Genomic DNA, 23,484 nt, shown 5'->3' with positions numbered 1-23,484 from the left:
TATTAATGTCTTTGTAAAATTTTGTTAATACTATTCATAAATTCTTCATCAAATTCTCTGGATACGACTTCTGTTCCATATAAATTTAAATGTCCTTTATCATAGTACATTAATGTATCTTTATTAAATGGTATATCTTTCAGCTTTTGTTTAAAATCTATACTCACTACATGCACATTCTTATATTGATCCAAAACTTTCTTAATTCTTACAGGAAGTTTTTTATATTCAATTTTATATTCATAATTTGAATTGTCATTTTTTATAAAATCTCTATTTATCCTTATTGGATTCTTATCCGGAGTAGGATAATCTGGTAGGATAATAACAGTCTGAGATGCATTAAGATTTTTTAAGAACTGATCTAAAGCACTTGGTAAAGAAGATTGATCATCAAACCAAACTGAACAAATGAAAATAATCTTTGCGTTCTTTATTTCATTATTAGTTCTCGCTACAATATTAGAATACTGTACAAATAAATCTTTATTAGAAAAATCCTTCTGATTTAATCCCGGAATATTCGGGTACCTATCATTTGTTATTGTTCTAAAATTAAATGAATTGACAAGTCCTAAATTGTGTAAAATATTTTTATAAACTAACGCATGGCTATCACCGATTAATAAAATTGAATCTGATTTTTTTGATAAATCCCCAAAACTTTCCACTTTTTCAAATGAATTGGAGTGAGACTTAAGACCAAAAGTAGGTCGAGAATATTTATCTGGTATTTTATAAAAATAAGTATTTAATCTAGGTAATAATACAGCTACCGCTCCAAGAACGACTACTAAAGCAGTAAGTAAAGTAAAAAATTTTTTATTATTAGTTTTTCTAAAATAACTTTCTACCGTAAAATATGTGAATAGAGATAAAAGGTAAGTCAAAATTACAATTAGGACAACTTCTACTCCAGTAAACTCATAATTAACCTTATAATAACGCCATAAAGCCATCACCGCCCAGTGCCACAAATAAATAGAATATGATAACTCTCCAATATGTACTGCGATCTTATGGCTGAAAATATTACGATTTATAAAGCTATCCTTATTGATTAATAAAAAACTGGTGGCCAGACAAGGAATAATGACCAAATATCCAGGATAATCAGACTTTTCAGAAAACAGAAAAGCACAGACAAGAATTACAACAAGGCTAATGCCTGATATATAATTAAGAGTGGAAGTTCCTATTTTCTTAAAGGTATCTTGCTTTACAGCAAACAATGCTCCTATACAAAACTCAGGAATCCTCGCTGCCAAAGAGAAATACATTTTACTTTTAAGATCTAAAAAATAAGTTCCCCAAACCGAATACCCTAAAAAACCAATAATAATAGCTATCAATGCTGTTGGTAACCATCTTTTATTGATAAAATAAAGTAATAATGGTAATAAAAAGTAAAACTGCATTTCAATGGAAAGAGTCCAAGTATGGAGAAAAGGATTCTCGATACTTGATGCCCCAAAATAGGTATCCAAAGTAGAAAAATAGATATTGGAAGCAAAAATTGCGGACCAAAATGCATTCATCCTGAGCTGCAAAATATCAGAAGGTAGATAAATTATTACAGCTATAATTAAAATTACAGTTAAAACTATATAATATACTGGTACAATACGTTTAAGTCTGCCAATATAAAAATCTATAAATCGAAAACTTTTTTTTTCTACTTTATTTAAAATAATTCCAGAAATTAAATAACCGGAAATCACAAAGAAGATATCTACTCCCAAAAAACCTCCAGGAAGCACTGAAGAAGAAATATGGAAAATAAATACCAGAAAAACAGCTAATGCTCTTAGCCCCTGAATGTCTGCTCTAAAATCATTCATATAAATTTATTACCTTAAATATTCTCCCAATACCACTTCACGGCTTCCTCCAACCCTTTTTCAAGAGTATGACTAGGAGAGTATCCTAATAATGTTTTAGCCTTTTCTATTGAAGCTAATGAATGAGGAATATCTCCTAATCTGTTAGGTCCATATTCTATTTCGATATCAGCTATTCTTGCATCGTAGTTACTTAGGAGCTTTTTTAAGCATAGTACCAAGTCATTTAATGTAGTACGCTCTCCAACAGCTGTATTATAAACTGTATTTATTCCTTCGGGGTTATCTGTCAACATTGCTAATTCATTCATCTGAATAACATTATCAATATATGTGAAATCTCTGGAATAATCTCCTGTTCCATTAATTCTTGGCGAATCCCCATTCATAAATTGTTTTACAAATAGTGGAATTACTGCTGCATATACTCCGTGCGGGTCCTGACGTCTTCCAAAAACATTAAAATAACGAAGGCCAATACATTCCATCCCATATGTTTTGCTGAAAACATCAGCATATAATTCATTCACATATTTTGTAATAGCATAAGGAGATAAAGGGCGTCCAATCACCTCTTCCACTTTGGGTAAAGCTTTAGAATCTCCGTAAGTAGAGGATGAAGCTGCATATACAAATCTTTTAACATTTGCATCCCTTGCAGCCACTAACATATTTAAAAAGCCTGAAATATTAACCTCATTAGAGGTTTGAGGATCTTTGATAGATCTAGGAACTGATCCTAAAGCAGCCTCATGGAGTACATAATCTACTCCTTGTACAGCTTCTACACAAGTTTCAAAATTACGGATATCCCCTTCAATTAATGTATAATTCGGATCTACAAGAAAAGGTTCTACATTATGTCTATGTCCTGTAGCAAAGTTATCAAGACAAACCACCTTATATCCTTTCCCTAAGAAATATTCTGTAAGATTAGAACCTATAAATCCCGCGCCTCCTGTAATTAGAACCTTTTTCATTTAAAATCTATCTTTTAATTTTTGAAACCAGGTTTTCTTTTCAAAAGTATAACCATAGCCATATTTATTACTGTAACCCAAATTTTCATGGCTTACATCATTTAATACAAATCCAACGTTCTTAATTTTACTTTGGTCAACGTTGTTATTAGCAAATTCAATTAATGATTTCTCTGTATAGTTAGATCTTGCTACATAAATTGTTACATCTGCCATATCTGCAATTAAGAAAGTATCCGTTACTAAAAGCAATGGAGCAGTATCTAGAATTACATAATCATATCTTTCCTTCAACTGATCAACCAATACTTCATATCTTCCATTAGAAAGCAATTCAGTAGGATTAGGAGGAATCATTCCTGAATAAATAACATCCAAATGTGGGTTAAAAGATGAAACATGAATAATTTCCTCTAACTGGATCTGATCTGAATAAAGATATTCAGTAAGTCCTGCCAACCCTTTTCTTGATGGATTATATCTCTGTAATTGAGGATTCCTAATATCTGAACCAATAATAATAGCTTTCTTCTTTGGATTCGCTAAAGTCAGAGCCAGGTTTACAGAAGTAAATGTTTTTCCTTCCCCTTTAACGGTGGAAGTAACAAATACAACTTTTCCTTTATTCTTGTTTTTAGGAAGCATAAAATTCATATTGGTTATCAGAATTCTAAATGCTTCAGCCATTGGAGTGATATCATTCATCTGAACAATATCAGAATCTCCTTTCTCCAGACTAGGCAATTCTGCAATTACTGGAGCATGTATCAGATTTTCAAGATCATGCTTAGATACAATCTTATTATTTAATAGCTCAAGCAAATAAATAATGATGAAAGGAATAAGAAGTCCTACAAGCAATGCACCCCCAAGAATAATGATTTTTTTTGGTGAAACAGGAGCATTTGATGCATATGCTGTATCAATTACTCTTGCTTTAGGGGCTGTAATAGATAATCCGATAGCCGTCTCTTCTCTTTTCTGCAGAAGAAGAAGATATAAATTCTCTTTAATTTGTTGTTGTCTCTCTATTCCTCTAAATAACCTTTCTATAGATGGTAACTTGGATATTTTTCCTGAAACTTTATTTTGTTCACCCAGATACTCATTTCTAGCTAATTCTAATCCATCCTTATTTTTCAGCAAACTTTGCGTTATTGTTGTACGCATTGAATTGATCTGCTTAGTAATATCAATAACAGCAGGGTTTTCAGGGGTTGCAGATTCTAACAATCTATTACGCTGCATTACCAGCTGGTTATAAGTAGAAATCCCAGAACTAGCTTCTGGACTATTTAGGCCTACATTAGATGGAAGAACCTGAAATTGACCTTGTTTGGAAACAAATCCAATTAAAGAATTGGTTAATTCCAATTGAGCATCAAGTTCAAGTTGTTTACTTCTTGCCGCTGCAGAACTTTCAAGGTTTATTCTGGCTTCCGTTTCAAGATCAGTAAGATTATTTTTTGTTTTAAAATTTTCTTTCTGGCTTTCCACATCACCTAGTTCAGTAGAAAGTTTTTTTATTCTGTCTTCTATAAAATCTAAGGTTTTCTTAGATTCAAGATTTTTATCAGTAATAGCATCATTATTGTACGCAATAACCAGTGCGTTCAAAATGTCAATAGCTTTTTCACGTTGTGGATAAGTCATTGATAATCCCAAAACAGTAGCATCTTTACTTACAGTACCAATTTTAGAAATACCTTGCAAATAAGAAACTTTAGCTTCCATCGGGAATATTCTAAGCTTCAGGTCTCTTGTATTTATATCCTTAGTTAATAACGGATTAAACTCGTTATTCTTCAGAATAATAATTGTAGCATAGGGTAAATTAATAGTCTTACCAAAACTGGAAACAATTTCTTTATTAAGTTCTTCTGAGGTAAGATACAATTGATCTCCTTTTATCTTTAAATTGACAGGTACTTTTGGAAATTCCGCCAATGATTTTTCTGAAACTAATTTAACAAGTACCGGAGATGATTGCTTGTATAATTCAACACTTCCGATCTTTTTTTCTGCAATAATATCAGCCTGCAAATTCAAAGATTTTACAACATCTCTCATGAGTTTTTTAGATTTAAAAACCTCAATCTCGTTATCAATGCTATTAGTTTTCATTCCTCCAAATCCGGATAAATCTTGGAGTATGCCCATTTCACTTCCGGCAGCAGGAGTATTTTTAGAATCCTTTATAAGAACTGTAGTTTCTATACTATAAACAGGAGTAGTAAATTTCAAAGCAAAGTAAGTAGCAATAACACATAAAAGCATTGAAATAATAAACCATTTCCACTTTCTTAAATAGGGCTTAATGATTTCATTAATATTATTTGAATTTTCTACTTCTGAGGAATGCATAGTTTTTTGGTTGTCCATTAATTTTTTACTTCTTGATTAAACTTACAACAACTGCTGCTGCTGTTATAGCAATTGAAGCAGCTGTTAAATATAATCCTGTATTTGGGTTTTGTTTAGAGGCTAAATCTTTTGTATTAGTTGCCGCTACAATAATAGCATCTCCTTGTTTTAAATGATAATAAGGTGAATTAATTAGATTGGCATCCTGAAGATTTATTTTACCATGTGTTATCTCCCCGTTTTCATTTCTGATGATCAGTATATTATCTCTTTTACCATATGCTGTTAAGTCACCAGCCATACCAAGGGCATTAAGAATAGTAGCCTGTCCGTTGGAAACCACATAATCTCCCTGTCTCGTAACTTCTCCTAAAACTGTAATTTTAAAATTAGCTAATCTAATATTTACAGTTGGATTAATAACATATCGGGTCATTTCTGATCTCAATATATCTTTAAATTCAGATAATGTTTTTCCTGTTGTATTAAGCTTTCCTACTATAGGAAAATCTATCTCACCTTTAGAATCTACAATATAAGTAGGCCCAGAGATAGTTGTTAAGCCTTGATTAGGAGTATTACCTCCGGCAAAGGTATTTGTCTGAATAAGTTCGGAAGATGAATAATTTTGATTAAATGCTTTTACAACATCCATATCCTTAGCAGTAATAAGAATAACTAATTGATCACCTGACTGTATTGTAGAGTTTGAATTTTTCGTAGATGATTCTATAGCAACATTTTCTATATTTTGCATATAGTTTAAATCATTTTTTGCCTTCTCATTGACCTTACAAGAAATCAATAAGAAAATACAAAACATTCCTATTATTTTACTTTTCATATTTTAAAATTGTACAAATATACATTTATATTTTTTTTTACCTATCTAAAACCTCATAGATGGAGTTATTACTTCTAAACTCAGGAACTATGAGTTTTAAAATTTTCACCACCTCTACTTTTTCTTTCATTATGGATGCTTCAGTGATCAAGCTAACAAGATCATCAATTTCTGAAAATGATATAATAGGATCCTTAGAAATCATAATTTTATCATGGTGAGTGGGAAGAGTTTTTGCGTTATCACTTAATAGCTCTTCGTATAGCTTTTCACCTGGTCTAAGCCCTGTATAAATAATCTTAATATCAATATTGGGTTCAAATCCAGATAACTTTATCATTCTGTTGGCCAAATCTAAAATCTTTACAGGTTCTCCCATATCAAATACAAAGATCTCCCCTCCATGTCCCATTGTTCCAGCCTGAAGAACAAGTTCACAGGCCTCAGGAATCGTCATAAAATATCTTACAATATCAGGATGGGTTATCGTAACCGGACCGCCAGCTTCTATTTGCTTTTTAAAGTGAGGAATAACAGAACCATTTGACCCCAAAACATTTCCGAATCTTGTCGTAATAAATTTTGTAGTATTTCCCTCAGTATGTTGTAAAGACTGTACAAATAATTCAGCAGCTCTTTTTGATGCTCCCATTACATTCGTAGGATTTACAGCTTTATCTGTAGAGATCATAACAAATCTATTAACCTTATATCGGCTTGATAAAAGAGCGATATTCTTTGACCCCAAAACGTTTACGCGAATTGCTTCATTAGGATTATCTTCAACTAAAGGTACATGCTTATATGCCGCCGCATGGTATACCATCGAAAAATTATAGGTTTGAAATAATGTTTCCACCCTATTCATATTAGAAACATCAGCCAGAACAAATTTAAATCTGATATGAGGAAATTTCTCCTTCATTTCAAGTTCAATATCATACAATGGTGTTTCGGCCTGATCAAGTACAACAATTAATGAGGGAGTAAATTGGGCTACCTGTCGGACAATTTCACTACCAATAGACCCAGCTCCACCTGTAACTAAAACAGTTTTGCCATAATGTCTGCTCTTAACTTCTTCGTTTTCTATTTTTATAGGTTTTCTGTTAAGTAAATCTTCAATCTGAAGGTTTCTTATTGATCCTCCTAAATCACTATCTCTTAATTTTTGAACAGAAGGAGCCTTAAATACATTCAGATCTTTTTCCAGAAATAAATTGACCCAGGAATTCATTTCATCCTTTGCCATCATTTCTTTGACAATAATAATCCCATCTATAACGAGATCATCTTTTGTACTGGTTTCAATCTTTTCTTTTGCATAGATTGGTTTTCCAAGAAGTGAAGCTCTCTTTGAATCTGTCCTCTGAGTCAAAAAACCCACAACTTGGTAAGGTAGATTTGGATTATCCAAAATAGCTCGGGCAATAGCAATAGACTGTTCATCAATACCCAGTACTAAAATCCTTTTTTTCAAAGCACTTCTTCTATATTCTCTTACAATGTGAAAAAACTCTTTGACATAAAGCCTAAAGAGAAATAATCCCATAAAAGAGATTACAAAATATAAAACCAGATAGGGAGTTAGAATAAATTTACCTCCCGTCACCCAGAAATACGTCATATTGATTGTAGCTACAACAAACATGGTACAAAAGCATGAAATAAGGAGCTTAAATAAATCTATAAAAGTAGAATGCCTAATAATCCCTGCATAAGTCTTAAAAAGATACATAAAGATTGTATTCACCAGTATAATAAAAGCAAAAACTACACTTTTATCTTCATGGTAAATAAACTCTTTTTGAGTGATTTTTTCTATAATATACGTTGAAAGAAATAAGGATATAACCAGAATAATAATATCTATTATGAGTATTATCCATCTGGGAAGATATCTTACATCTGAGAGATTGACAACATTATCTCCTCCAAATATTTTTTTTCTGAAAGAATTATACATTGTCTTTATTTGTGTTCATATTATTATTCGGTACAAAAGCCCTTTATTAAATTAATATCAATTTCTAGGGATCATGCAAAATTAAAATAAAATCTCATCAATTCCCTAAATCTGAAAAAAATAAATCTAATCCTTGAGATTAATCAGGATATTCTTTATTTTATCTTTATCCCCATCAGTCAGATTAGTCCCGGATGGTAGACATAAACCCTTGTCAAAAAGTATACCACAAACATTACTACCAAAAAATTTATACTTTTCAAATAATACCTGAAGATGCATCGGCTTCCACAAGTATCTGGTCTCTATATTACTTTCAGAAAATACTTGTTTCAACTTTTCTTTTGTAATTTTCGAATCCTTTTTTTCAAAAGTGATCGTATTCAGCCAATAATTTGAAAAGAAATCTTCATTAGGTTCTTCTAAGAGATTAATTTCTTCATATTTTTCAAAAATATCACGATAGAATCGATGGTTCTCTCTTCTTTTTATTATCCTGTCTTCTAAAACTTCCAGCTGCCCCCTTCCTATTCCTGCAGAAATATTACTCATTCTATAATTGTATCCAACTTCTGAATGACTATAATAATCTTGGTTTTCTTTTGCCTGCGTAGCAAAGTAAAGTATTTGGTTTTTAGATTCCTGATCTCTTGATATAAGAATTCCGCCACCAGAGGTTGTAATAATCTTATTTCCGTTAAAACTAATAATTGATAAGTCTCCGAAATTTCCGCAAGGTTTATTTTTGTATTTACTTCCTAATGCTTCGGCACTATCCTCAATAATCGGAATCTCATATTTTTGTGATATTTCTAAAATTTCATCTACCATAAATGGCATCCCATATAGAGAAACAGTAATAATTGCTTTGGGCTTTTTTCCTTGCTTCAAGCAATATTTAATAGCATCCTCCAATGCGTTTGGACAAATATTCCAGGTAGTGGATTCACTATCTACAAAAACAGGAATGGCTTTTTGATAAAGAATGGGATTAGCAGAAGCAACAAATGTAAATGACTGGCACAAAACAAAATCACCTTCCTGAACATTCAATAATCGCAAGGCTAAATGTATTGCAGCTGTTCCTGAAGACAAAGCCGTTACAAATGAATTATTTCCAAGATAGTTTTCAAGTGTTCTCTCAAAACTATCTATATTTGAACCATATTGAGATACCCAATTGGTATCAAAGGCATCTTGTATATATTTCAATTCATTTCCTCCTAAGTGGGGAGGTGACAGCCAAATCTTCTTTTCTTCCAAGCTTTTTGCGTTTTGGTGTTTTGGTCAAATTTTTCAGTCAAAAATATCATTTATTTTCTCATATTCAAAACCTCTGCTCATCAAATATTTTATGGTCTTCGCTTTTTTCTGATATTCCTGCAGTCCTTTTTGTTTAGAAGAGTAATCATCGTAGATTCTTGTGATCGTTTTGGTATAGTCATCTTCATAGATTTCATCAAAACACATATTGATCAGTTTTTCAGAGATTTGCTTTTGCTTCAGATTCATTCTGATCTTATTTCTTCCCCAATGTTTGATATAAAATTTGCCTCGGATATAGCTTCTGGTAAACCTTTCCTCATTGAGATAATTTTCTTTCATCAGATAGAGAATAATTTCTTCTTTAGCCTCTTCAATCAGCAGAAATTCCCTCATTTTCTGTTCCACTTCAGCATGACAACGATCCTGATACACACAATAGCTGACCAGTTTCTGCTTGATTTCAACAAAAGTAAAAGATTTCTTTTCCATATGAATAAAAAAAGAATGAGCTTCCGCCCATTCTTTATACTATATTATATTTTATATTAGTAGTTGAACAATGCTTTTCCTTCCATTAATTCATTTACTTTCTTTCTTACCGATGCAAGAACTTCTTCATTTTTGATATTATCTACTACTTCAGAGATTAATCCTGCAATAGTTTCCATATCATTTTCTTTAAGTCCTCTTGTTGTAATAGCAGCTGTTCCTAATCTGATACCGGATGTAGTAAATGGTGACTTATCATCGAAAGGAACCATGTTTTTGTTACATGTAATATCAGCAAGTACTAATGCTTTTTCTGTTTCTTTACCGTTTACGCCTTTATTTCTAAGGTCTACCAACATTAAGTGGTTATCTGTACCTCCGCTCACGATATCAAATCCTTTGTCGATCATTGCTTTTGATAATGCCTGAGCATTAGCTCTAACCTGTTTTGCATAAGTTTCAAACTGGCCATCCAAAGCTTCGCCGAAAGCAACAGCTTTACCGGCAATTACGTGCTCTAGCGGACCTCCCTGAATTCCAGGGAATACAGCACCATCCAATACCTGGCTCATCATTTTTGTTTCTCCTTTTGGAGTTTTGTGACCGTAAGTATTTTCAAAATCTTTACCCATCATGATCATTCCTCCTCTTGGACCTCTTAAAGTCTTATGAGTAGTCGTGGTTACTACGTGACAGTGTTCAAATGGTGAATTTAATAATCCTTTTGCAACCAATCCTGCAGGGTGAGCAATATCAGCCCAAAGCGTTGCTCCGATTTCATCTGCAATCTCTCTGTATTTAGCATAATCAAGATCTCTTGAATAAGCAGAGAATCCAGCGATCAACATTTTTGGTCTTTCTCTTAGAGCAACTTCTCTCATTTGGTTATAATCAATAAGACCTGTTTCTCTTTCTACTCCGTAAGAAACTACTTCATACTGAATTCCTGAGAAGTTCACCGCAGAACCGTGAGTAAGGTGTCCCCCCATTGAAAGGTCCATTCCCATGATCTTATCTCCTGGTTTCAAAACGGCAAGATAAATGGCAGCATTTGCCTGAGATCCGGAATGTGGCTGAACGTTCACATAGTCTACTCCGAAAAGTTCTTTTGCTCTGTTGATCGCTAAGGTTTCAACCTCATCCACAACTTCACATCCTCCGTAATACCTTTTCCCGGGATACCCTTCAGCATATTTATTTGTAAGTACACTTCCCATTGCTTTCATCACATTTTCAGAAACAAAATTTTCCGATGCGATAAGCTCTAATCCATGGGCTTGTCTTTGTCTTTCCTTTTCAATCAGGTCAAAAATAATATCCATTTTACTTTTAGTTTTTGAAATTTTTCACCCCAAATGTACGGATTTTTCGTTGAGATTTTAGTATTGACAAGGATGATTTTTAAACACTAAACAATGAAAAGACGGAAAAACAATCAAATCATTTATATCCTCAGATTGTATAAGGTAAATCTTTAAAACTCCTCTTCAGAAAGCTCTTTATTCACAACAGCCCCTGCAAAATTACCCTGTGCAACGGCATTGGCTACAGACCTCATCATCGTGACATTATCTCCACAAGCGAAAACTCCGGGGACAGACGTTTTCTGCATAAAATCTGCTTTGATAAACCCATATTCTGTTAACTCACAGCCTAATTCTGACACATCAACATTCTGCTTAAAAGGGATTTTTGCATACAAGGCTTTTAAAGGTGCAACGCTACCATCCTTGAAAATTATTTTTTGAATATACCCATTTTCATGTTCAATCTTCTCTATTTCTTCTTCATTAAGATTGATCTTATTCTGTTTTAACTTTTCAACCTGTTCATGGGTAAGCTTTGTTTTCCCATTAGTGAATAAGGTGAGCTCTTTTGTCAAATTAAAGACCAACTTTGAAAATTCAAAAGTTAAGTCACCGTCTGCTAAAATGCCTGTTATTTCATTTCTTACTTCATAACCATGACAATAGGGACAATGGATGACAGAAATCCCCCAACATTCTGAAAATCCTAGAATATCCGGCATCATATCTTTTACTCCGGAAGCCAGAATAATCTTTTTAGCATAAAACTCATCACCGGAAAACAACTCAACACAAAAAACATCTCCATTTTTCTCTATTTTCTTAGCTTCACCTTCATAAAACTGTACCGTCTTATATTTTTCTACATCCTTTTTCGCTAGTTCTCTGATTTCTTTTGGAGTTTTTCCATCATGGGTAATAAAATTATGGGAATGCGGAGTCTGTCTGTTACATGGCTTTCCGTGATCTATAATCAACACGTTTCTCAAAGATCTACCCAATGCCATTGCTGCAGATAATCCGGAGTAACTCCCTCCTATGATAATAACATCCATTTTTTTGTTTTGCATACTTTCTGTCTAGATATAATTTATTGGTATACAAAATTACAATAAAAATTATTTAACGCAACTTTATTGCATTAAATAATTAATAAATAAAAATGATTCCTGAACATCTGAATTCAGGAATCATTTTTTGACAAAATATCTGTTCAAAAGATTAAGGTGCTTTTGCTAATTCAGGATTAACTTCACCTGTTAATGATTCAAAAAAAGCATATATATTATCGACTTGCTCTGATGTTAATTCTTTATCCAATTGTATTTTCCCCATTATTCTGATGACTTCCTTCAAATCTGTTACACTCCCATCATGAAAATAAGGTGAGGTTTTAGTAACATTTCTCAAAGAAGGAACTTTAAACATATATTTTTCGGCTTCATTTTTACTAATAGCCGACTTACCTTCATCAATTTTAGTACTTTTAGTTTCCTTCCAATATTCTTTATATACTCCGAATTTCTGAAAAGAATTACCTCCTAAAGCCGGACCAGTATGACAAGTAATACATCCCACATCAATAAAGTTTTGAAGTCCAAGTTTTTCTTTATCTGTTAAAGCATTATTATCTCCTTCAATGTATTTATCAAAACGGGAAGGAGTTATTAGCTTTCTTTCAAATGCTCCAATTGCGTTGGTAAGATTATCCCAATTGATAGGAATCTTATCCTTTGGAAAAGCAGTGGCAAACATTTTTTGATACTTTTCGTTTTTCTTAAGTCTTTCAATAACAAAATTTTCATCAGGAATTCCCATTTCTATAGGATTTAGGATAGGCTTGCCAGCTTGTTCTTCAAGAGACTTTGCTCTTCCGTCCCAAAATTGTGCTGTATGAAGCGCTGCATTCAAAGTAGAAGGTGAATTCCTTACTCCTACAGATCCTTTAGCGTCTCCAGGAGAAAAAGCTTTATTATCCACTCCATAGGTGTTTAGATTATGGCATGTATTACAACTTTGGGTTCCATTCTTCGAAAGGATAGGGTCAAAATACAATGCTTTTCCCAATAGTACTTTTTCGTCACTTATAGGACTGATTGGATTATCCACGAAGCTAGGTAAAGCACCAAATATAGCTTTTGCTTTATTTTGCAACTCGGTAAACATTGGAATTAAAGGAATATCGGTTTCTGTCTTCTCTTTATTTCCCTGGCATGAAAATAATATCAGAAGGCCCAATATTAAAATTAAATTTTTCATATTATGTTTTTAGGTGAAATTAAAAATAATAAAACCTATTCACAATATTAAATCAAAACTAAAGGATATAACAAATCAGAAATAAATAATATATAAAACATACTATTCTCAACAACATTCATTAATCATAAACCTCAAGAATAAACTATTCTAAAAATTAACCTGACTTAAGCATTTTTTTTTTCAAATCTCTTAAACCTATTAGACTCAACTACAGCTATATGTTCGTTAATTTCTACTTTTCACTTCATCTATTTCATTCTGAAGTCTTTTGCGTATGTCAATTTTTGCATCTTCAAAACTAAAAATAACAGTTCCTTTTTCTCTTGCATATGGATTAGTGACAGAATCCGCCAGTATCGAATAATTGAAAAATGCTCCAGTCTTTTGGAGTTCATTTTCTGGAGTATCTTTAACTCTAATCAGATTTTTATACTTCTTACTTAAATCCATCCAATTGATATAATCTGCGTTGAATGACACGGCCTTCACTCCTTTTTTTGAATAAAAATTAATAGCTCCTGCCTGCCCATAATTATCACAAAGCACTAAGGTATTTCCGGATTTTGACAGTCTAGAATATTCTATATCTACTTTTTGAGCTAATTCTTTCCAGCCCAACATGTCTGCAAAATCCTGAGGTAAAGAATGATCTTTACCATCTTCCCAACGCAAGAGTCCAAATTTCTTATAAGAATCTGGATTCTGAACTATAGATTCCGGAGGTTTATTAGGAAATGCGAGATTATATACTGGCAAAAACAAAAGGATAGGATGTAAAATACAAATAGGTTTGAGAAACCTCTTCCATCCGCTTTTTAAAATTCCCTCAAGGTAAACAGCCCCGAAACCTATATAAATAGGGTAAATACCTACAGCATAATAGTCTTTTGCTCTAAAAAACATAAATACAGATATGGTGATCATATATCCCCAAAAGAAAAACCTAATTTTTTCGAAAGATTTATAAAACAACAAAGCATAAAAACCAAACAGAATAACAAAAGTTACTCCGATAAAGAATAAAAACTGAGATTTCAAAAAGTCAAACCTATTGACATTTACTAACTGATATTCGGAAAGCTCTTTCATGTGATGAACTACCGGAAAATTATTATTATACTGCCAGATGAGATTGGGAAAAATAATCACTAGGGCTAAAAGTAAAGCGCCATATGTATGAGGATTTGCAAAAATCTTTCTTTGCTTAGTCATTAAAAGAGCTGGAATAAATCCTAATGCAAGAAAAACGATATTGTATTTATTCAATATTCCAATCGCGAAAATGAAACCACCCCAATACAGCCAACTTATTTTTTCAGTATTGACATATTTTATCAGAATATAGAAAAAGGAAGTCCACAAAAGAACATCTAATGAATTGGGTTGATACAACATGTTCAAACGAAGTAATGAGGAAAACAACAGTCCCAATGATGCAAGAAGACAAGCAAAAAGGCCACCTTTTAATTCTTCAATAGCTTTCCAGACAACAACTATTGTTAATGCTCCGAATAAAGCCGGAAAAAATTTAATCCAAAATACAGAATCACCTAATGCCTTTATCAGCCATGATATCCATGAACTTACAGGAGGAACGGAAATATAGCCCCAGGCAAGATGATTCCCCTGGTCCAAATGTAAATATTCATCTCGTTGCAGGTCGTATTCAGGGCTTATCAGCGAATATTGAAGAATAAATTTGACAATGATAAAAATAATAAGAATAAGGCTACTTTTCTTCATGGCTCTATTTTAAAACTAAAAATAAGACATTTTAAACTTCTGATCTATTACATTTTAAAGATGAAAAAATATTAGAAACTATATGCTGGAAGATATGATACCTTTACTATTCTATAAAAAATCCCGAAGAATATATCTCCGGGATCTAACAGTTTAAAATGTATAGTGTAGTTTATTATTTTGCTTTTGATTTTTCTTTCAGCTCTTCTTTGTCTTTATCTGACGGGTTCCAAACTTTTATTTCAGAATCTTTGGTAATATCAGATCCCGGAAGAACCTGAACATTAATTCCGTCACTAGCTCCAAGTTTTAAATATACTTTTTTAAACTTTCCGTCTTTCTGCTTTACTTCTACAAAAGGAACATCTTTCCCTTGCTTTTTTTCATACTGAACTAAAGATTCGTCCAGTAATAATGCATTTTTCTGAGAGCTTAATACAATTTCTCCGTTAGCAGAGAATCCTGCTCTGATATATTCATTGTTAGGGTTTTCTACGTTACCTTCAACTGGGAACTTGATTGTTCCTACATTATCTTTTCCTTTTGGAGCAATCATGGTCAGTTTTCCAGGGAAAGTTTTGTTTTGTAAAGCACCAATTACAATGTTCATATCCATACCCTGCTTTAATTTTCCAGCCTGAGCTTCATCAATCTCTCCTTTAAAGATCAGAGAATTCAGATCTGCTACGGAACAGATTGTTGTTCCGGCATTAAAGTTATTCGCTTCAATTACCTGGCTTCCTAATTTTACAGGAACCTCAAGAACTGTTCCTGAAGCTTTGGAACGGATTTGCGTGGTAGCCAGACCTTGACCCTGAAGTTCAGGAGTAGCACCGGTTTTCGCAATCTGTAATCTTTTCTGTGCTGTATTCAGCTGTTGCTGAGAATTTTTAAGAGTTTGCTGCTGAGAGAAAAGCTGCTGCTGGGCATTAAGAAACTCCTGTTTAGAAGCTACTCCCTGCTTATACAGTTTATCCTGCATTTCAAACTGCTTCTGCATATTGCCTACATTCATCTGCGCATTGCTGATCTGAATCTGTGCATTCTGAACTTCCTGCTGAGCAGCGTTTACTTCGGAAATACTTGGTACAATTTTCACAGTAGCAATGAGCTGGCCTACTTCTACTTTATCTCCTTCTTTTACTAAAATTTTATCGATAATCCCTGTAATATTGGGCTTAATTTCAATTTCTTCCTTTGGAACAATTTTTCCGGTGGCCATTACCTTATCATCCATATTCTGAATACTGGGTTTACGGGTAAGGAAAGCCTCGCCTTCTTGGGAATTCGATTTTACCAGATAACCGATCCCTGAGAACAATGCCACTGCAAATAAAAGCCCCAATACAATATAAATGGCTTTTTTCCAAGTGAATTTCTTTTTCATATGTATAGTTTATTTTTTATTAAAAGATTGAATGATTTAAAAATTACAAGATGATACTTTTATATTTTTAAATACTCAAATTATTTGATTTTCAAATTATTATTCTGTTCTTAATGCTTCAATCGGCCTGATTTTCACTGCTCTCTGCGCAGGGATCATCCCAATAATCAATCCTAATATAACCATTACAGCCATGGCAGCAAATACGTTTCCGTAGTTTACCGTTGGATTATAGAAAGGAAACGAGTCCTGTCCCTGCGTGGCCATATTTAAGATCATCAGCACAAAGATTCCAAACATAAATCCCAGCAACCCGGAAGAGAGTGTAATCACAACACTTTCCAGCAGGATCTGATTTCTTACCTCAGCAGGCTTAGCTCCCAATGCTCTTCTGATGCCTATTTCCTTTGTTCTTTCTTTTACAGTAATCAAAAGAATGTTTGAAATGGCAATAACTCCTGCCAGGATCGTTAATGTTCCAACAATAATGGTTAAAAGCTGCATCCCTGTAAGGAAACCTGTCAGTTTTTTAAACTCTTTTCCTAAATTGAAACTTCCAAAAGCATTGGTATCTTCAGGGGAAATTTTATTTTTCACCTTCAAAACCTGCTTTACTTCTTCTTCTACTCCATTAACGTTGGCATTAGGTTTACTGACAATAGCAAACATATCAATCTGCTCTCCCGCATTGTACATCTTAGTATAAGTGGATAGTGGAATAAATGCTGTTTGATCATTTTCAAAACCACCTCCTTTTTTTACTCTGAAAACACCAATTACATTGAAGAATATTCCTTTTATATTGATAGACTGCCCTATAGGATCTTCTTTTTTCTTGGAATCAAAAAAGTTTTTATAAATCTCTTCTCCGATCACTACCACATTTTTGTTACCGGAAACATCTGCATCGTTGATATAACGTCCGAAAATCAGCTTCTTTTCTGAAATCTTGTTTCCTACAGAATAATCTCCCGTCAAAGAATAAGTAGCACTTTTCCCGTTTCTTGACATAGATTCCCCAGGTGTTCCTGTAAAACTTCCTCTTGCATTCTGAGGTGATATATAATCAATATCGATTACTTTTCTTTTCAGCATTTCCATATCCGGTAAGTTCAAATGAACATCTCTTCCCTTCGGAAACCCTTCATACGGAATAGATGTTTTCTGTGCCCACAGGAAAATGGAATTGGTAGCAAACCCGGAAAACAACTTATCAAAACCATTCTCCATCCCTTTTGCTGCCCCAAGAAGGCTCACATATAAAAACATGCCCCATCCTACCCCAATCATGGTAAGAAATGTTCGGAGCTTATTATTTCTCAATGAATAATAGATCTCCTGCCAAGTATCTTTTTTAAATATGATATTCACCTTTCTGAATTATAAATTATTAATAGTTGTAAAAGAGTAAATAGCTGTCATTACTACATTTACAGATTATCTTATTTTCAATTACTATTCTGTTCTCAATGCTTCAATCGGTTTAATTCTTGAAGCTCTGTATGCCGGAACAAACCCTGCGATCAATCCGGAGAAAACTAATGCTATAAATGCCATAAAGATGGATCCCCAACCTACACTCGGACTTTTAATGAAAAATTCTTCAAGGCTGTCACCAATCAGGCTTAATGTTAAAACACCCACTCCTATCCCCACAAATCCGGAGACTACAGTAATTACGACACTTTCTTGAACAATCAGGGCAACAATTCCTGCCGGTTTGGCTCCAATAGCTTTTCGTACTCCGATTTCCTTGGTTCTTTCTTTTACAATATAAACCATGATATTACTGATCCCGATAATTCCCGCTAATAATGTTCCCAGTCCAATAAACCCTACGATTGCAGTAAGAACCGCCATAAAGGTAAATGTATCATTCATATTCTTGGCATTATTCCATACACGAACTCCATTTTCGTCATCAGGAGAAACATTTTTCCTTGCTTTCAGTTTATCTCTCAGCTCGTCTCCATACTTGATTGCATCCTGAGGGTTGAGCAGTTTATCATTATAGGCTATATAAACCGTATTCACGGTATCAGACCCTTTTTTCATCTGCTGTAAAGTGGTAATGGGTACGGTAATGTGTCTTTCATCCCTATCTCCGCCATCATCTGAAAATACCCCAACAACTTTAAACATTGTTCCGTTAATATCCAGCTCTTTCCCGATAGAACCTCCGTTTTTAATAAGGTCTCTCTGAACCATTCTTCCGATAACCGCTACATTCTGTTTTCTGGCTAAGTCGAAAGAATTAATGTAACGTCCATCAACTAGCTTTCTGTTTTCAATAACCTGTTCTCCCGGCTCTGCACCATGTACCTGATAAAGTCCACTTTCTTTGCCATATTTGACCATTAAATTGGTCGCATATCTTGGACTGGATGCTCCTACATTTTCTTTATCTGCATTGACAAGAAAATCGTAGTCATCATTGTTCATACTAACATTTCTATCGGATTGTAATCCTTTATAAGCTAAGGTAGTTTTTCCTGTATAAATGGTAATCAGGTTTTTGGCATCTCCTGCAAATCCTTCCGAGAAAGCATTCTGAAGCCCTTTTCCTATTCCAAAAAGAACAATAAAAATAAACAGTCCCAAGGCTACCGTAAATCCCGAAAGTACCGTCCGAAGTACATTACTACGGATAGAACTGAATATTTCCTGCCAACGATCTAGGTCAAACATTTTTATTAATATTAAAAGATTGAAAAATTAAAAGAATAAAGTCATTCAATTTTCAAATTATCTCATTTCCAAATTTTCAAATTGTCTAAAGTACAATCTGCTTAATAAACTCATCACTTTCAATGATACCGTCCTTCAGAACTACGTTTCTTTTTGTCTGTGCGGCTACATCCGGTTCGTGGGTTACCACAATGATAGTTTTTCCTTCATTGTTAATATCCTGAAGAAGCTTCATAATATCATGGGTCGTTTTGGAATCCAATGCTCCGGTAGGTTCATCTGCCAATACCACTTTCGGATCTGTGATAAGAGCCCTTGCAATGGCTACCCTTTGTTTCTGTCCTCCTGAAAGTTCATTGGGAAGGTGATTGGCCCATTGTGCAAGACCTACTTTCTCCAGATATTCCATGGCTTTCTGATTTCTTTCTTTTCTCGGTACGTTCTGATAGTATAGAGGAAGTGCTACATTTTCCAGAGCTGTCTTATAGCTGATAAGATTAAAGGATTGAAAAATAAACCCTAAAAACTTACTTCTGTATTCTGCCGCTTTCACTTCTGATAAATGCTCAATAGGAACACCATCCAATTCATAGGTTCCTGAATCTTTTTCATCCAGAATCCCAATGATATTAAGAAGGGTAGACTTTCCGGAACCTGAACTTCCCATAATGGAAACAAACTCTCCTTCTGAAATATTCAGATTGATCCCCTTCAAAACATGAAGTTTGCTTTTCCCTGTATCGTATGACTTATGTAAATCCTGAATTACTAACATTAAGTGATGTATGTTTTATACCCAATAAGTAGATGATAATTTCAAATTGTTACAAGATTGAAAATTTATTCAAATATTTTTTTGTTTAACCCTTTAATCCTTTATTTAAAGCAGGTTAATAAATTTTGTTTAACTGTAACTTAAGTTTTCCATGTATTTATCCCCTATATTGCCTTCTAGCCTATTATCTGTGCCAGTTTCATGTAAATGTGGAAAACTTTTACAGCTAAAAGTCAGCCTATTAGTATTTACCTCTTTCAAAATCAGTTCTTTTTTTCGAACTTTGTCATTAGATTTTGCTCAGAAAAGAAAACTTACAGTGTGAATAACTTAAATTCACAACCATCACAAAAACAAAAAGTTACACTTATTCTGAACATTATCCACAGAGATCTGAATTATTTAATTATAAAGATATTTAATATGGGAATTTTTGATAAGAGAGTAAGCTATAAGCCATTTGAATACCCGGAGGTTCTGCAATTTGTAGAAGCTATCAACAAATCATTCTGGGTACATTCAGAAGTGGACTTTACTGCAGATGTACAAGATTTTCATTCGCAGTTGGAACCACATGAAAAGCATGCTGTGAAAAATGCGCTTTTAGCCATTGCACAGATCGAGGTGTCTGTAAAGACATTCTGGGGAAACCTATACAACCACATGCCAAAACCTGAATTGAATGGACTGGGAGCTACTTTTGCAGAATGTGAATTCCGACATTCTGAAGCTTATTCCCGTTTATTGGAAGTGTTGGGATATAATGAAGAATTTTCAAATGTAATAGAAATTCCTGCCGTAAAAAAGAGAATTGATTTTCTATCAAATGTTCTTAAACACGCCAATTCTACAACACCAAAAGAATACGTTTCTTCTCTTTTATTATTCAGTATCCTTATTGAAAATGTATCGCTTTTCTCACAATTTGCCATCATCCTTTCTTTCACAAGATTCAAAGGATATATGAAGAATGTCTCCAATATTATTGCATGGACTTCTATTGATGAGCAAATTCACGCTAATGCAGGAATTTATCTGATCAATAAAATCCGTGAGGAGCAACCCGACCTATTGACAGATTCAGATATTGAAGACATCTACACATTGGTAGACCAATCTATAGAATTGGAAGGAGAAATCTTAGACTGGATCTTTGAGCTTGGAGAATTAAATGTTTTCTCAAGAGAAGATCTATTGAACTTTATGAAATACCGTGTTGATGACAGTTTAAAGAAGATCAATATGGAAACCCGCTATAATGTTTCTCCTGAGGAATACCGCCCTATGAAATGGTTTGAAGAAGAGGTTTTTGCCAACTCCATGGATGATTTCTTCGCAAAAAGACCAGTAGATTATACAAAACACGATAAGAGTATTACAGCAAACGATTTGTTTTAGTTTAAGGGCGCGAGCGAAGCGAGCGTCAAAACAGACTGTATTATCACGTCATCCATAATACAATTAAAAACAGAATCACAGTTGACTTAATAAGCACAAATATAAAAGATGATTAATGTAATTGTAAGCTACACCGTAAACCCTGAATTTGTTCCTACAAATAAAGCCAATATTCAAAAGTTTTTAGAGGATTTTAAAAATCTGGATCAATCAATATTTGAATATAAGGTGTATGTAAAGGAAGATGGTGTTACCTTTGTGCATTATTCTAACTACATCAATGAAGAAATTCAGCATGAGGTTTTGAATATACCATCTTTTAAAGAGTTTCAAAAATTAAGAGATGAAAGTGGACTAAACGGTTCCCACAAAGTAGAATTTTTACAATCAATAATATAAAAAATACAAAATTCCTGAGTGATTATCTCATTTTGGAATTCGAAAATATAACATCTATGGAAGAGCAAAATTCAAATATATGGTGGCTCAATGAAGAGTCTGAACAGATGCTAAACAGAGGATATCTGTTGAAAGGAGAAACAGTAGACGGAGCCATTGACAGAATCACCACCGCTGCCGCAAAAAAATTATATAAGCCTGAATTACAAGCTGCATTCAAGGAAATGATCACCAAAGGATGGATCAGTTTCTCTTCACCGGTATGGGCTAATATGGGAACACAGAGAGGTCTTCCTATCTCATGTTTCAATGTTCACATTCCCGATAGTATTGAAGGAATTACTCACAAAATGGGTGAAGTAATCATGCAGACTAAGATCGGAGGCGGAACTTCAGGATATTTCGGAGAACTTCGTAACAGGGGTACTGCTGTGACAGATAATGGTAAATCTTCAGGAGCGGTTTCTTTCATGAAATTGTTTGACACAGCAATGGATGTGGTTTCTCAGGGAGGAGTGAGAAGAGGTGCTTTTGCTGCTTATCTGGACATCGACCATGGTGATATTGAAGAATTTTTATCCATTAAAGATATTGGAAGCCCTATCCAAAACCTATTCACAGGAATTTGTGTTCCGGATTACTGGATGCAGGATATGATTGATGGGGATATGGATAAACGTAAGATCTGGGCAAGAGTTTTAGAAAGCCGTCAGCAAAAAGGTCTTCCTTATATTTTCTTTACAGATAACGTAAATAGAAATAAACCACAGGTTTACAAAGACTTAGGACTACCTGTTAACGCAAGTAACCTTTGTTCTGAAATTATGCTTCCATCTACAAGAGAAGAATCTTTCATCTGCTGTTTATCATCAATGAACCTAGAATTATATGATGAGTGGAAAGATACGGATGCAGTAAAACTAGCTATTTATTTCTTAGATGCTGTTTTATCAGAATTTATCGAAAAAACTGAAGGGAATTATTATTTACAAGGAGCTAGAAACTTCGCTATGCGCCACAGAGCTCTTGGGTTAGGTGTTTTAGGATACCACTCCTATTTACAGAAAAATATGATTCCTTTTGAAAGCTTTGAAGCAACTCAGTTTAACGCAAGAGCTTTTAAACATATTAAAGAACAGGCAGAACAGGCTTCTAGAGAGCTAGCCAATATTTATGGCGAACCTGAATTACTGAAAGGTTATGGATTGAGAAATACCACTACAATGGCCATTGCTCCTACCACTTCAAGTTCTGCAATTTTAGGACAGACCTCTCCAGGAATTGAGCCTTTCGCATCTAATTATTATAAAGCAGGTTTAGCAAAAGGAAACTTTATGCGTAAGAATAAATATCTGGCTAAATTATTAGAAGAAAAAGGATTGGATAATGAGGAAACCTGGAGAACGATCATGTTAAATCATGGTTCTGTACAACATCTGACTGAATTGACTGACGAAGAAAAGGCAGTATTCAAAACATTCAAGGAAATTTCTCCGATGGAGGTTATTTCTCAGGCTGCACAGAGACAACAATACATCGACCAGGCTCAATCTCTGAACCTTCAGATTCCTTCTACAATGCCGGTAAAAGATGTAAACTATTTATATATCGAAGCTTGGAAAAAAGGAGTAAAAACTCTTTACTACCAAAGAAGTTCTTCCGTTTCAAAAGAAATGATGGTAAACTTTGTAACATGTTCAGCTTGCGAAGCATAGACTACAAATAATAAACACGCTATATTAGCAAAGGCACGTCGTAAGGCGTGCTTTTTTATT

Annotated in this window: 18 protein-coding genes; 3 read left to right on the top strand and 15 right to left on the bottom strand. The window is 33.8% G+C overall.

Annotation, left to right across the window (positions count from 1 at the left end; translation table 11 throughout):
- Positions 1 to 2: 2 nt before the first annotated feature.
- The 15 genes from WH267_RS12805 to WH267_RS12735 form a co-directional block, all read right to left on the bottom strand.
- Positions 3 to 1,841, bottom strand: a complete 1,839-nt coding sequence (locus WH267_RS12805; protein ID WP_340008708.1) for an acyltransferase family protein — start codon at positions 1,839 to 1,841, stop codon at positions 3 to 5.
- A gap of 14 nt (positions 1,842 to 1,855) precedes the next feature.
- Positions 1,856 to 2,821: an SDR family oxidoreductase gene (locus tag WH267_RS12800; RefSeq protein WP_123318070.1), complete on the bottom strand. Its 966-nt coding sequence runs from the start codon at positions 2,819 to 2,821 to the stop codon at positions 1,856 to 1,858.
- Positions 2,822 to 5,203 carry a GumC family protein gene (locus tag WH267_RS12795; protein ID WP_340008706.1) on the bottom strand — a complete coding sequence of 794 codons (2,382 nt, stop codon included), beginning with the start codon at positions 5,201 to 5,203 and terminating at the stop codon, positions 2,822 to 2,824. It abuts the gene before it with no gap.
- Between the two features lie 7 nt (positions 5,204 to 5,210).
- The gene (locus tag WH267_RS12790; protein ID WP_340008704.1) at positions 5,211 to 6,029 is read right to left on the bottom strand and encodes a polysaccharide biosynthesis/export family protein; all 819 of its coding nucleotides are present in this window, start codon (positions 6,027 to 6,029) and stop codon (positions 5,211 to 5,213) included.
- A 37-nt stretch (positions 6,030 to 6,066) separates the two neighbouring features.
- Complete coding sequence (locus tag WH267_RS12785; protein WP_123318067.1) at positions 6,067 to 7,995, bottom strand: polysaccharide biosynthesis protein; 1,929 nt, start codon at positions 7,993 to 7,995, stop codon at positions 6,067 to 6,069.
- A 126-nt stretch (positions 7,996 to 8,121) separates the two neighbouring features.
- Positions 8,122 to 9,258 carry an aminotransferase class I/II-fold pyridoxal phosphate-dependent enzyme gene (locus tag WH267_RS12780; RefSeq protein ID WP_340008702.1) on the bottom strand — a complete coding sequence of 379 codons (1,137 nt, stop codon included), beginning with the start codon at positions 9,256 to 9,258 and terminating at the stop codon, positions 8,122 to 8,124.
- A 33-nt stretch (positions 9,259 to 9,291) separates the two neighbouring features.
- Positions 9,292 to 9,756, bottom strand: coding sequence for a regulatory protein RecX (locus tag WH267_RS12775; protein WP_394337814.1), 465 nt, complete (start codon positions 9,754 to 9,756; stop codon positions 9,292 to 9,294).
- A 50-nt stretch (positions 9,757 to 9,806) separates the two neighbouring features.
- Complete coding sequence (glyA, locus tag WH267_RS12770) at positions 9,807 to 11,072, bottom strand: serine hydroxymethyltransferase (RefSeq protein WP_115970180.1); 1,266 nt, start codon at positions 11,070 to 11,072, stop codon at positions 9,807 to 9,809.
- A gap of 152 nt (positions 11,073 to 11,224) precedes the next feature.
- Positions 11,225 to 12,127 carry an NAD(P)/FAD-dependent oxidoreductase gene (locus WH267_RS12765; RefSeq protein ID WP_340008698.1) on the bottom strand — a complete coding sequence of 301 codons (903 nt, stop codon included), beginning with the start codon at positions 12,125 to 12,127 and terminating at the stop codon, positions 11,225 to 11,227.
- Between the two features lie 151 nt (positions 12,128 to 12,278).
- Positions 12,279 to 13,316: a cytochrome-c peroxidase gene (locus WH267_RS12760; protein WP_340008696.1), complete on the bottom strand. Its 1,038-nt coding sequence runs from the start codon at positions 13,314 to 13,316 to the stop codon at positions 12,279 to 12,281.
- 228 nt (positions 13,317 to 13,544) lie between these two features.
- Entirely contained in the window at positions 13,545 to 15,062 is a 1,518-nt protein-coding gene (locus tag WH267_RS12755; protein ID WP_340008695.1) for a glycosyltransferase family 39 protein, read from the bottom strand.
- Between the two features lie 175 nt (positions 15,063 to 15,237).
- On the bottom strand, positions 15,238 to 16,449 hold the full coding sequence (locus tag WH267_RS12750; protein WP_185018689.1) for an efflux RND transporter periplasmic adaptor subunit: 1,212 nt from the start codon (positions 16,447 to 16,449) through the stop codon (positions 15,238 to 15,240).
- Positions 16,450 to 16,548: 99 nt separating this feature from the next.
- The gene (locus tag WH267_RS12745) at positions 16,549 to 17,820 is read right to left on the bottom strand and encodes an ABC transporter permease (protein WP_115970172.1); all 1,272 of its coding nucleotides are present in this window, start codon (positions 17,818 to 17,820) and stop codon (positions 16,549 to 16,551) included.
- Positions 17,821 to 17,904: 84 nt separating this feature from the next.
- Entirely contained in the window at positions 17,905 to 19,137 is a 1,233-nt protein-coding gene (locus WH267_RS12740; RefSeq protein WP_115970171.1) for an ABC transporter permease, read from the bottom strand.
- 85 nt (positions 19,138 to 19,222) lie between these two features.
- Positions 19,223 to 19,912 (bottom strand): ABC transporter ATP-binding protein, encoded by a 690-nt coding sequence (locus WH267_RS12735; RefSeq protein WP_115970170.1) that lies wholly within the window; start codon positions 19,910 to 19,912, stop codon positions 19,223 to 19,225.
- A gap of 423 nt (positions 19,913 to 20,335) precedes the next feature.
- Between WH267_RS12735 and WH267_RS12730 the strand changes: the two genes are divergently transcribed.
- The 3 genes from WH267_RS12730 to WH267_RS12720 all read left to right on the top strand — a co-directional run bounded on the left by WH267_RS12730 (position 20,336) and on the right by WH267_RS12720 (position 23,424).
- The gene (locus WH267_RS12730; RefSeq protein WP_115970234.1) at positions 20,336 to 21,310 is read left to right on the top strand and encodes a ribonucleotide-diphosphate reductase subunit beta; all 975 of its coding nucleotides are present in this window, start codon (positions 20,336 to 20,338) and stop codon (positions 21,308 to 21,310) included.
- Between the two features lie 108 nt (positions 21,311 to 21,418).
- Positions 21,419 to 21,709, top strand: a complete 291-nt coding sequence (locus WH267_RS12725; RefSeq protein ID WP_340008689.1) for a hypothetical protein — start codon at positions 21,419 to 21,421, stop codon at positions 21,707 to 21,709.
- A gap of 56 nt (positions 21,710 to 21,765) precedes the next feature.
- A complete protein-coding gene (locus tag WH267_RS12720; protein ID WP_340008688.1) occupies positions 21,766 to 23,424 on the top strand; it encodes a ribonucleoside-diphosphate reductase subunit alpha in 1,659 nt (552 codons plus the stop codon).
- The last annotated feature ends 60 nt before the right edge of the window (positions 23,425 to 23,484 follow it).

The organism is Chryseobacterium sp. MYb328 (assembly GCF_037572595.1).
GTDB classification, from domain to species: domain Bacteria; phylum Bacteroidota; class Bacteroidia; order Flavobacteriales; family Weeksellaceae; genus Chryseobacterium; species Chryseobacterium pennae.
This window is presented reverse-complemented; position numbering and strand designations above follow the sequence as displayed.